Here is an 11,705-nt window from a genome sequence, read left to right on the forward strand (position 1 = left end):
ATGCAACAGTATGACAATCAACGACATGAGTTTACTCCGCAAGATGTGGAAATAGTCTCAAAAGAGACGCTGTTTCGTGGTTTTTTCAAAATGGTTAAGTACACATTTAAACATAGACTGTTTGAGGGCGGCTGGAGCCAACCAATCGAGCGTGAGATGTTTGAGCGTGGACATGCTGCCGCTTTGCTACCTTATGATCCTGTGCGTGATGAAGTGGTGATCGTCGAACAGATCCGTGTCGGTGCTCTAGAGCATGAGAACCCGTGGCAATACGAAATTGTTGCGGGGATTATTGATACCGATGAATCACCACAAGATGTTGCTCGTCGTGAGGCGATGGAAGAAGCGGGGGTCGACGTCGGATCTGTATTGCCTATTACTTCGTATTATCCTTCATCCGGCGGTTGCTCAGAAAAGCTCGACGTCTTTGTTGGTTGTGTTGACGCCACGACAGCAAAAGGGGTTCACGGATTGGATTACGAAGGTGAAGATATTCGCGTGCAAGTGATGAGTCGCGAAGCCGCTTATCAGTTAGTAAAAGACGGTGTGTTTGAAAATGGCGCCACGATCATTGCGCTGCAGTGGCTACAATTGAACTACCAAGAATTACAGTCAGAGTGGATAGATTAACGTCATGCCAAATATAGCAGTCAAAAAACCGTATCATGTCGATTTGGCTGAATTGATGCGAGTTTACGAGACTAACTATGCCAAACTTAATGCTCTGTTACCGGTTGAGCATGAGGTTGGTGACGTTCGCTGTTACCAAGCCGTTAATATGGTGTATCAATTGACAGTGAATGAGGTCACAAAATACACCACATTAATAGATATATGTCAGAGTGACGCGATGCCAGTGTTTCCTTTGCCAAAAATGTCTGTCAGGCTATATCACGACGCTCGAGTTGCAGAAGTGTGCGCTAGCGGGGATTTTTCGCGAGTCAAAGCAAAATATGACTATCCCAACACAAAACTTCTGCAAAAGGATGAGAAATTTCAATTGAACAAATTTCTTGGGGAATGGTTAACGTTTTGTTTAAAAACAGGTATCAGCCGAACCCCAGTTTCTTTTTAATTGAGCCTATTTAAAAACACTTTTAAAGTCTAAACAGTAACGTATCTGGATTTGTTATTTTGGAATTATCACACACTTCAAAATTTGATGAGAGCAGTATTAAGCTTGTACAGCTAACGGACACGCATTTATTTGCGCCGAGCAATGGCAGCTTATTAAGCATCAACACTCAAGATAGCTTTCGTGCTGTAGTCGATGCCATTGTTAGTCAGGGCTTTGACTATCAAGCGATTTTAGCAACCGGTGATATTTCTCAAGATCACAGTGCTGAGTCGTACCAAAAATTTGAGTCAGGAATTCAACCTTTGGATAAACCGTGTTACTGGTTGCCAGGGAATCATGACTTCAAACCGAATATGGGCAGTGTTTTACCATCACCACAAATACAGTGCGTTGAGCATGTTTTGCTAGGTAATAATTGGCAGATGGTGATGCTGGACTCGCAAGTGGTTGGTGTGCCTCACGGACGTCTCAGTGATCAACAGCTTGATCTACTAGAACAAAAGCTAACCGAATTTCCCGAACGTAATACCTTGGTTCTGCTGCACCACCATCCACTATTGGTTGGCAGTGCATGGCTGGATCAACATAATCTGAAAGATGCTGATCAATTTTGGGAAGTGGTTCAACAGCACACCAATGTGAAAGCGGTACTGTGTGGTCACGTTCATCAAGACATGAATCGAGATCATCATGGTGTACAAGTCATGGCAACACCGTCGACTTGTGTGCAATTCAAGCCTAACTCAGATGACTTTGCGGTTGATACTTTGTCACCTGGTTGGAGAGAGATTGAATTGCATCAAGATGGATCAGTAAGTACGCAAGTACGCCGTTTACCTCATGGACAATTCTTACCTGATTTTGAAGCGGCAGGTTATTGATGTTTGATTCTGAACAGCAAGCCGCTAAGCCGCCACTGCTTCTCTATATTCACGGCTTTAACAGTTCATCACGTTCCCACAAAGCAACGGTGATGACTGACTATTGCGCGGAGCATCGTCCTGATATCAAGGTGATGACACCTCAACTGCCGAGTTTTCCTCAGCAAGCGGCCATTTATTTGCAGCAACTGGTGGAGCAATATAAAGAGCAATATCAGATAGCGTTGGTAGGTAGCTCGTTGGGTGGCTATCTTTCAACATGGCTGAATAGTCACTATGGCTTTAAAGCTGTGGTTGTGAACCCAGCCGTTAAGCCGTATGAGCTTCTTGCTGACTATTTAGGTGAACAAGTAAATCCATACACAGAAGAGCGATATGTTCTGGAAACAAAACATATCAATGAACTGAAGGCGTTAGAGGTTCCGGCTATCGCTCAGCCGAGTGACTTCTGGTTACTTCAGCAAACGGAAGACGAAGTTCTGGATTACCGACAAGCGGTAGAGAAGTACCAAGGTGCAGTACAGACAGTAGAAGAGGGCGGGGATCATAGCTTTGTTAATTTTGAACGCTACCCCCAACAAATCATCACCTTTCTAAATCTTTAATCTGTTTCAGCAATCAAGTAATTTTCTCTTGTTTGACTGTTATTTCATCTATCAGTGGTGAAATATCATAGTTTGATGCCTTAGTTTTTGAACTAGCTTGACATCATTACTCAGCTTCCAGACTATATTCCCCAATACTTCGCTCGTTCGCTCTACTATGACGGTTCATAGTAATGATTTCGCTTTAGTCAAACTAGAGCCAGCGAACTGACGCAAACTTTTTGAGTAAACTCCGTATTATGACTGAACAATATAATGCAAAAGACCTCGAGGTACTTGAAGGTCTCGACCCCGTGCGACACCGCCCGGGAATGTATACCGAGACAGAAAGACCAAACCACCTTGCCCAAGAAGTCATTGATAACTCGGTTGATGAAGCACTAGCGGGACACGCTAAGAAGATTAAAGTCGTGTTGCATGCTGACCAATCGTTAGAAGTGACGGATGATGGCCGTGGTATGCCGGTTGATATCCACCCTGAAAAAGGCATCTCAGGTGTTGAGCTGATTTTAACTAAGCTCCACTCTGGCGGTAAGTTCTCGAACAATAACTACAAGTTTTCAGGTGGTTTGCACGGGGTAGGTATCTCGGTGGTGAACGCGTTGTCAAAACGTGTTGAAGTGACGGTTCGCCGTGACGGTCAGGTACATGAAATTGCCCTTGAAGGTGGTCATGCCGTAACGGATCTTACTGTTACAGGTACTTGTGGTCATCGCAATACCGGTACGACGGTACATTTTTGGCCAGATCCAAAATATTTCGATAGCTCTAAGTTCTCTGTTTTACGTCTTATCAATAACTTGCGCGCTAAAGCTGTACTTTGCCCTGGTTTAGAAATCACCTTTGTCGACAAGGTTGGCGGTGAAGAACATAAATGGTTCTATGAAGATGGTCTAAAAGACTACCTTGCAGAAGGTGTGAAAGGTTACACCTTACTGCCTGAGGAACCTTATGTCGGCGAATTCGTTGCTGAAACAGAAATGGCGAACTGGGCGATTATTTGGCAGCCAGAAGGCGGTGATATGATCACCGAGAGTTACGTGAACTTAGTACCAACTAAGCAAGGTGGTACACACGTAAACGGCCTTCGACAAGGTCTGCTTGATGCAATGCGTGAGTTCTGTGAATTTCGTAACCTTCTACCGCGTGGCGTTAAGTTAACGGGTGACGATATTTTCGATCGTTGTTCGTACGTATTATCGGTGAAGATGCAAGATCCGCAATTTGCTGGTCAAACAAAAGAACGTCTTTCTTCTCGTCAAACCGCAGCGTTTGTGTCTGGGGTGGTAAAAGATGCCTTTAGCTTGTGGTTGAACGAAAAACCACAACTGGCAGAACAGTTAGCTGAAGCTTGTATTGCGAATGCTCACCGTCGCATGCGCGCAAGCAAAAAGGTTGTGCGTAAGAAGATTGCTTCAGGCCCAGCACTGCCGGGTAAGCTAACCGATTGTTCGGTTCAAGATTTAAGTCGTACCGAAATCTTCTTCGTGGAAGGGGACTCGGCGGGTGGTTCTGCTAAACAAGCACGTGATCGTGAGTTCCAAGCGGTTATGCCACTTCGCGGTAAGATCCTAAATACATGGGAAGTGTCAGCGGACCAAGTATTGGCTTCACAAGAAGTACATGATATTTCGGTTGCTTTGGGTATCGATCCTGATAACGATGACTTGTCAGGCCTGCGTTACGGTAAGATCTGTATCCTTGCCGATGCGGACTCGGATGGTCTTCATATCGCGACACTGCTATGTGCACTATTTACTCGCCATTTCCATGCATTGGTTGAAGCGGGTCATATCTATGTGGCAATGCCCCCTCTGTATCGTATCGATTGCGGTAAAGAAGTGTTCTACGCACTTGATGATGCAGAGAAAGATGGTGTGCTTGAGCGACTGTCGCAGAAGAAAGCTAAGATCAACGTGCAACGATTCAAAGGTCTGGGTGAAATGAACCCACTTCAGTTACGTGAAACCACCATGGATCCGAACACTCGTCGTCTTGTTCAATTAACGATTGATGACAACGAAGCGACCAACGAGATGATGGACATGCTGCTTGGTAAAAAACGTGCAGATGATCGCCGTACATGGCTACAGACTAACGGTGATATGGCCGAGGTATAATGGATGTCTAACGAAATTACATATGATGGCGTTGAACAGCTGCCAATGCGCAAGTTCACCGAAGATGCCTACTTAAATTACTCAATGTACGTGATCATGGATCGTGCATTACCGTATATCGGTGATGGCTTGAAGCCAGTACAGCGTCGTATTATCTACGCGATGTCTGAGCTGGGCTTATCAGCTGCATCGAAATACAAAAAATCAGCACGTACCGTTGGTGACGTATTAGGTAAGTATCACCCACACGGTGACTCTGCTTGTTACGAAGCGATGGTATTGATGGCGCAGCCTTTCTCTTACCGCTACCCATTGGTAGACGGTCAAGGTAACTGGGGTGCTCCGGACGACCCGAAATCGTTCGCTGCGATGCGTTATACCGAAGCGAAATTATCTAAGTTTGCTGAGGTTCTTCTAGGTGAACTAGGTCAAGGCACCGTTGATTGGCAACCAAACTTTGATGGCACCATGAAAGAGCCTCAGATGTTGCCAGCACGTCTACCTCATATCTTACTTAACGGTATTACTGGTATCGCGGTAGGTATGGCGACGGACATCCCGCCTCACAATGTCCGTGAAGTGGCGAACGCAGCGATTCACTTGATTGATACGCCGAAAGCTGAACTTCCAGATGTGATGGGTTTCATTCAAGGCCCTGATTACCCGACAGAGGCTGAGATTATTTCGCCGAAGTCGGACATCGAAAAGATCTACCGTACAGGCCGTGGCAGCATCAAGATGCGCGCGGTTTGGCACAAGGAAGGCTCTGATATTGTTATCACTGCTTTACCTCATCAAGTGTCAGGTGCGAAGTTACTTGAGCAAATTGCTAACCAGATGCGCGCTAAGAAGCTGCCAATGGTTGACGACTTGCGTGACGAATCGGATCACGAGAACCCAACTCGCATCGTTGTCGTTCCTCGTTCAAACCGTATCGACTGTGACCAATTGATGAGTCACCTATTCGCTTCGACGGATCTAGAGAAAAACTTCCGGGTTAACTTGAACATGATTGGTTTAGACAATCGTCCTCAAGTTAAAGGCCTAGTTCAAATTCTGAAAGAGTGGATTGAGTTCCGTCGCACGACCGTTCGCCGTCGTTTGCAGTACCGTTTAGATAAAGTACTAGCACGTTTGCATATTTTAGAAGGTTTGCTTGCTGCTTATCTTAATATCGATGAAGTGATTGAAATCATTCGTACAGAAGACGAACCATGTCCTGTATTGATGAGCCGTTTCAACATTTCTGAAATTCAAGCCAATGCGATTCTTGATATTAAACTTCGTAACTTAGCTAAGTTAGAAGAGTTTAAAATCCGAGCGGAACAAGAAGAGCTTGAAGCTGAACGCGAAAAGCTTGAAAAGCTACTCGGTTCAGAGCGTCGCTTGAATACGTTGATCAAGAAAGAAATCCAAGCAGATGCAGATAAATACGGCGATGATCGTCGCTCACCTCTGATTGAGCGTGCTGAAGCGAAAGCGCTAACAGAACGCGACTTAGTACCAAGCGAACCAATCACGGTTGTGTTGTCTGAGAAAGGTTGGATTCGTCATGCTAAAGGGCATGAAGTTGATGCTGAAGGCTTGAACTACAAATCTGGTGATAAGTTCTTAGCGAGTGCTAAGGGTAAGAGTAACCAACAAGCGGTGTTCCTTGGCAGTGATGGCCGAAGCTACTCCCTTGAATCTCATTCATTACCGTCGGCACGTAGCCAAGGTGAGCCAATTACAGGCCGCCTGAACGTCAGTCCGGGTTCTTCGATTCGCCAAGTGGTGATGGGAGAGAATGAACAGCTATGGTTAGTCGGTTCTGATGCTGGTTATGGCTTTGTTTGTAAGGGTAGCGATCTGCTGTCTAAGAACAAGAGCGGTAAAGCGTTAGTTAACTTGCCACAAGCTTCTGAAGTGATGTTGCCAAGCCCTATTGCAGACTTGGACAGTAACCAGATTCTGGCGATTACTAACCAAGGCCGTATGTTGTTGTTCCCTATTAAAGACCTACCTCAGCTGAGCAAAGGTAAAGGTAACAAGATCATCAACATCCCTTCTGCGAAAGCAAAAGAGCGTGAAGAGTTTGTATCGCATCTGATGGCTATTCCAGAGAATGCAACGCTGACTATTTACGCGGGTAAACGTAAACTTGGCTTGAAACCTGCGGATCTTGAAAACTTCCGTGGTGAGCGTGGTCGTCGTGGTGGTCTGCTCCCAAGAGGTTTGCAGCGTGTGACTCGCATCGATATCGATGAACCTAGTGACGCCTAGTTTTGATTGAGTTTATCATTAGCTTTGATTGATAAAAGAAAACCCAGCTTAAGAGCTGGGTTTTTTGTATCTATACTTTTTGTCTCTGTAATTGGCGGTTTGAGTTACTCGCTATTAGCAATCAAACTAAATAAAGACTACAGGCGTGTGTCTTCGGTAATGGTGACCTTGAGTGTCTTGTTTTCACCTTTGCGCAATACACCAACATCAATGATAGTACCCGGGCGAAGGTCAGTAACAATGTCCATTACGCTCTGTCGTCCGCTAATTTGGGTGTTGTTGATGCTGATAATGATATCTTGTGCTTCAAAGCCGGCATCGGCTGCAGGACCATTCGGGTCAATGCCTAAGACAACAATACCACCGATGTTCTTAGTACCGAGCAAGCGTGATGTCACCGAATTAATGTCTTGTCCGTCGATACCAATATAACCACGAATGACACGACCATCGGCGATGATCTTCTCCATGATTTTATTAGCAAGTGAGTAGGGGATTGCAAATGAGATCCCGTAGGTTTCCATGTCGGTAGCTTGTTGGAAAGAAGCCGTGTTGATACCGACGAGCTCACCTTGTGAGTTAACCAGTGCACCACCTGAGTTACCTTCATTGATTGCAGCATCAGTCTGGATAAAGGCTTGGTGACCATCTGCACTGATCGAAGAACGACCTGTTGCAGAGATAATGCCAAAGGTTGTCGTTTGCCCTAGGTTGTATGGGTTACCGATAGCCAGCACCACGTCGCCGACATTTGCTTTGTAATTCGGGTTCAGTGGAATAACAGGTAAGTTGTCACCGCTGACTCGGAGTATCGCAATATCGGTGCGTTTGTCTGAGCCGACAAGTTGTGCGGCCGCTACTCGTCCGTCTTGAAGTGCCACGACTATTTGGTCAGCTTGAGCAACAACATGGAAGTTGGTAATGATGTAGCCTTTCTCACTAACAATCACCCCTGAACCTAATCCTTGAGTTAGTAGCTTGTTGCGATCGCTTTCTGCGTATTTACGACTATAAATATTGACCACAGCGGGTGCAGCTCGTCGCACCGCTTGGTTAAATGAGATCTGAAGAGGGCCAATATTATCGACTTGAGGGTTCGTGACGTCTGCAACAATCGCCGGCCTTAAACTCGGGAATGCGAGAAGAATAAGCGCCGCTGAAACGAGTCCAAGGGAAATAGAACGAAATAGAAAGGACAGCATGTTTCCCTCTTCAACAAGTAAGGTATGAAGCATCCGTCAATGGATGACTGACTTGATTATCAGTGAAGCATAGCATTTTGATTGATCTAAAGAAAAGGGAGACTGAGTAAGTTTAAAGCAAACTTACTGAGCCCCCCTGTAATTACGCTGACGTATGGCTATCGAATAACTAGATAGATAGTCCTATCGTCTCGCTGGATATTAAGTGCCAATACGCCAGGTTGTTTTTCAAGAATCTTTCTAAATTCAGCAAGGTTCTTAACTGGTTGTCGGTTTACCCCGATGATGATGTCATCTTTAAGAAGCTGATAAGCTTCTGCTGGCGAACCTTGAGCGACACTTGATACCTTGACGCCTGTCGCTGAATCGCTGTCGGTTGTGTTGGTGAGCTCTGCACCGGCAAGTCCTTCATGGAGCTTTTCAGCTTGTGTCTTACTATTTGTGGATTCACCCAGCGTGACGTCAAAGGTCTTATTCTTACCGTCACGAACCACGCCTAACTCGATCTGTTTACCTGCACCTAGGGTGGCTACTTTGGCTCTTAACTCACTAAAAGTATCAATACGCTTACCGTTAATGGAGATAATGACATCGCCCGCTTTCAATCCGGCTTTGTCTGCAGCACTGTCGGGTACAATTTGGCTAACAAAAGCACCTTTGCTGGACTCATAACCAAGCGCTTCAGCCAATTCCGAGGTGACCTCTCCACCTTGGACACCAAGCATGCCACGTTTTACTTCACCGAAATCGAGAATCTGTTCAGTCAGGTTTGTCATCATATTGGATGGAATGGCAAAGCCGATACCGACATTGCCGCCGTTAGGTCCTAGGATGGCCGTGTTGATACCAATCAGTTCACCGTTAAGATTCACTAACGCACCTCCAGAGTTACCACTGTTAATCGCGGCATCGGTTTGAATGAAGTTTTCGAAGTTCTCTAGATTGAGACCGCTACGTCCTAACGCTGAAACGATACCGGATGTTACGGTTTGACCAAGCCCAAATGGGTTGCCGATAGCCACACTGAAATCGCCGACTCTCAATTTGTCGGAATCTGCGACTTTTATCTGGGTAAGGTTTTTGGCTGTTTCGAGTTTTAATAGCGCGATATCAGACATCTGGTCGCCGCCGATGAGCTCTGCATCGTACTCTCGACCATCATGCAGTTTTACTTTGATATCGTCGGCACCATTGATGACATGGTAATTGGTGACAATATGGCCTTTCTTGGCATCAATGATCACACCAGAACCTAGCCCGCGGAATGGGCGTTCTCGTGTTTGTTCTGGACCAAAAAAGAATTGAAATTGTTCAGGGATTTGCTGACGTTGTACCTGTTTGCCTTCTACGGCAATACTAACCACAGCGGGGGTTACTTGTTCAAGCATAGGAGCAAGGCTTGGTAATTGTTCATTACCCACACTTAATGGAAGTGCGGCTGTAGCTTGAATGGGGGTGATGATTGAACTTAAGCTTAAAGTCAGTACTGATAAAGCAAGCAAAGGTTTTTTCATCATAAACTCCTCTCTAGTTAAGGTCTTAACCCTACTTATACGTTTAATAAGTATGAGAAGTTTCAAATGACCTGAGTGAAAGTTATGACTCAAAAACCTTTGTAAAGTTCACAGAAGTGTTAAATGTTTACGATGCTTTTGCTGTAACGACATCGGGAGCATCCATGATTTCTTTCTTCTGCTCGGTAAATAAACCGGTTGCGCCATTAGCGTAATCTTTCGGTTGTTCTTCAAGCGTCGACTCTTTAACTGAAGACTTATCTTGTGGCTTATCCGAATGAGCAGCGGCTGTTTTCACAAATGGGTTGTCTTGCTCTGGCAGGTTAGGGAGTAGCTCTGAGCTTGTTTTTTCCATGTGTTGGTAAAGCTTTGTATAGTCCTTACCTAAGGTGTCCAACATTTCTGCTGATTTCGCAAAGTGGTCAGCTAGCTCTTGTCGCTGCTGTTCCAGGGCAAACTTTGCGCTATCTAATTCTTTCTGTACGTTCTTTTGTTTTTTGTATTCAGGTGTCATGAGACGAGAAATAGCGACCCCTAAAATAACTCCGACTAGTAAACCGGCAACGGCATACATCCAAGGCATAACAGCTCCTTATTATTGTTTTTTAACATGTTTGTTACTGCTTAGTTACACGTGATACAGCTCCATGGTACTATGAGAAAGCCGCAGTATAAAGAGAAATGCGTGTGCGCTAGTTAGCAGTTTGATGCTGCATTATTCACCGCATAGCGACATGTCTCATACTGTTTGGGCTCATTTTTATTTGCTGTCTGATATCGCTTTCATTGTGGAAATGTCGTCATGAATCCCATTAAAAAATACGAACAAGATATAAAAGAACATGGATTTCAAAGAGATCCAGCACAAGAGCAAGCCGTTAAATCTTTAGATGAACTCTTTCATCAATTCCAAAATTACATGAATGCCCCTATTCCTCAACTGACTCGATTCCAGAAGTTAATGGGCAAAAAGCCAGAACTGCCACTGCCACCAAAAGGCCTCTATTTTTGGGGCGGCGTCGGGCGCGGTAAAACCTATTTAATGGATACGTTCTACGATGCCTTACCGACCACAAAAAAAATGCGCGTTCACTTTCACCGCTTTATGTATCGAGTTCATGATGAGCTAAGGGCACTAGGTAATGTTAGCGACCCGTTGCCTCTAGTCGCAGATAAGTTGAAAGAAGAAGCGGATATTATCTGTTTTGATGAATTCTTTGTTTCAGACATCACGGATGCCATGATCTTAGGAACCTTGTTCCAAGAGTTATTCGCTCGAAACGTTATCTTGGTTGCGACCTCTAATATTCCACCTGCGGATCTGTATCGCAACGGGTTACAGCGAGCGCGTTTCTTACCCGCTATTAAGCTCATTCAAGACAACTGTCATATTCTTAATGTTGATAGCGGAATTGACTATCGTCTGAGAACCTTAGAGCAGGCTGAGATCTACCATTACCCACTGGATAGCCAAGCGAACATTAACCTCGAAACATATTACGCGCAGCTTGTTGGTGAAGATAAAGAGAAGCTTAAGCAGATAGAGGTTAATCACCGTCAATTAGATGTGGTCGAAGCGAGTGATGGTGTGCTGCATGGTACTTTTGCTCAGCTTTGTCAGTCGGCTCGTAGCCAGAACGATTATATTGAGTTGTCTCGGGTTTATCACACGGTTCTATTGGCTGATGTGTTGCAAATGGGCGTGACTTCCGATGACGCTGCTAGACGCTTTATTGCGTTAGTTGATGAGTTCTATGAGCGCAATGTGAAACTGATTATTTCAGCGGAAGTGGAGCTAGAAAAACTATACACCCATGGTCAACTAGAGTTTGAGTTTAAACGTTGTCAGTCGCGTTTAATTGAAATGCAGAGCCATGAGTATTTGGCAAAAGAACACTTAAGTTAGCTTTGATTATCTCGAATAAGAAAGAGAATTAAAAAAATCGTGATTTTGTTCAAAAAGAGGTGATTTTTTCTTCGCTCTTCTCTATAATCCTGCGACCTACCGTTACTGCGGGCCTCTAGCGATGAGTAAAATCACGT

At 44.9% G+C, this 11,705-nt stretch carries 10 protein-coding genes; 7 read left to right on the plus strand and 3 right to left on the minus strand.

Annotated features, from left to right (window positions below; genetic code table 11):
* The 6 genes from nudF (at position 1) to parC (ending at position 6,946) form a co-directional block, all read left to right on the plus strand.
* Positions 1-630: an ADP-ribose diphosphatase gene (gene nudF, locus MED222_RS00725; protein WP_009848961.1), complete on the plus strand. Its 630-nt coding sequence runs from the start codon at positions 1-3 to the stop codon at positions 628-630.
* A gap of 4 nt (positions 631-634) precedes the next feature.
* Positions 635-1,075: a DUF1249 family protein gene (locus MED222_RS00720; RefSeq protein WP_009848962.1), complete on the plus strand. Its 441-nt coding sequence runs from the start codon at positions 635-637 to the stop codon at positions 1,073-1,075.
* A gap of 59 nt (positions 1,076-1,134) precedes the next feature.
* On the plus strand, positions 1,135-1,959 hold the full coding sequence (cpdA, locus tag MED222_RS00715) for a 3',5'-cyclic-AMP phosphodiesterase (protein ID WP_009848963.1): 825 nt from the start codon (positions 1,135-1,137) through the stop codon (positions 1,957-1,959).
* Positions 1,959-2,564, plus strand: a complete 606-nt coding sequence (gene yqiA / locus MED222_RS00710) for an esterase YqiA (RefSeq protein ID WP_009848964.1) — start codon at positions 1,959-1,961, stop codon at positions 2,562-2,564. Before cpdA ends, yqiA begins: the two co-directional genes overlap by 1 nt.
* Positions 2,565-2,803: 239 nt before the next feature.
* Positions 2,804-4,684 (plus strand): DNA topoisomerase IV subunit B, encoded by a 1,881-nt coding sequence (gene parE, locus MED222_RS00705; protein ID WP_009848965.1) that lies wholly within the window; start codon positions 2,804-2,806, stop codon positions 4,682-4,684.
* A gap of 3 nt (positions 4,685-4,687) precedes the next feature.
* Positions 4,688-6,946 carry a DNA topoisomerase IV subunit A gene (gene parC, locus MED222_RS00700; protein WP_009848966.1) on the plus strand — a complete coding sequence of 753 codons (2,259 nt, stop codon included), beginning with the start codon at positions 4,688-4,690 and terminating at the stop codon, positions 6,944-6,946.
* Positions 6,947-7,083: 137 nt separating this feature from the next.
* Here parC and degS read toward each other — a convergent pair whose 3' ends face one another.
* The 3 genes from degS to zapG form a co-directional block, all read right to left on the minus strand.
* Positions 7,084-8,148: an outer membrane-stress sensor serine endopeptidase DegS gene (degS, locus tag MED222_RS00695; RefSeq protein ID WP_009848967.1), complete on the minus strand. Its 1,065-nt coding sequence runs from the start codon at positions 8,146-8,148 to the stop codon at positions 7,084-7,086.
* A gap of 158 nt (positions 8,149-8,306) precedes the next feature.
* Positions 8,307-9,662, minus strand: coding sequence for a DegQ family serine endoprotease (locus MED222_RS00690; RefSeq protein ID WP_009848968.1), 1,356 nt, complete (start codon positions 9,660-9,662; stop codon positions 8,307-8,309).
* A gap of 127 nt (positions 9,663-9,789) precedes the next feature.
* A complete protein-coding gene (zapG, locus tag MED222_RS00685; RefSeq protein ID WP_009848969.1) occupies positions 9,790-10,245 on the minus strand; it encodes a Z-ring associated protein ZapG in 456 nt (151 codons plus the stop codon).
* Between the two features lie 219 nt (positions 10,246-10,464).
* On the opposite strand from zapG, the gene zapE reads away from it, so the two are divergent.
* Positions 10,465-11,568, plus strand: coding sequence for a cell division protein ZapE (zapE, locus tag MED222_RS00680; RefSeq protein WP_009848970.1), 1,104 nt, complete (start codon positions 10,465-10,467; stop codon positions 11,566-11,568).
* The last annotated feature ends 137 nt before the right edge of the window (positions 11,569-11,705 follow it).

Source organism: Vibrio sp. MED222, assembly GCF_000153005.1.
Lineage (GTDB): Bacteria > Pseudomonadota > Gammaproteobacteria > Enterobacterales > Vibrionaceae > Vibrio > Vibrio tasmaniensis_A.

Bases quoted from the DNA above. Each gene is read 5' to 3' on its own strand.
- nudF (WP_009848961.1), top strand. From the start codon at position 1: ATGCAACAGTATGACAATCAACGACATGAGTTTACTCCGCAAGATGTG.
- MED222_RS00720 (WP_009848962.1), top strand. From the start codon at position 635: ATGCCAAATATAGCAGTCAAAAAACCGTATCATGTCGATTTGGCTGAA.
- yqiA (WP_009848964.1), top strand. From the start codon at position 1,959: ATGTTTGATTCTGAACAGCAAGCCGCTAAGCCGCCACTGCTTCTCTAT.
- parE (WP_009848965.1), top strand. From the start codon at position 2,804: ATGACTGAACAATATAATGCAAAAGACCTCGAGGTACTTGAAGGTCTC.
- parC (WP_009848966.1), top strand. From the start codon at position 4,688: ATGTCTAACGAAATTACATATGATGGCGTTGAACAGCTGCCAATGCGC.
- degS (WP_009848967.1), bottom strand. From the start codon at position 8,148: ATGCTGTCCTTTCTATTTCGTTCTATTTCCCTTGGACTCGTTTCAGCG.
- MED222_RS00690 (WP_009848968.1), bottom strand. From the start codon at position 9,662: ATGAAAAAACCTTTGCTTGCTTTATCAGTACTGACTTTAAGCTTAAGT.
- zapG (WP_009848969.1), bottom strand. From the start codon at position 10,245: ATGCCTTGGATGTATGCCGTTGCCGGTTTACTAGTCGGAGTTATTTTA.
- zapE (WP_009848970.1), top strand. From the start codon at position 10,465: ATGAATCCCATTAAAAAATACGAACAAGATATAAAAGAACATGGATTT.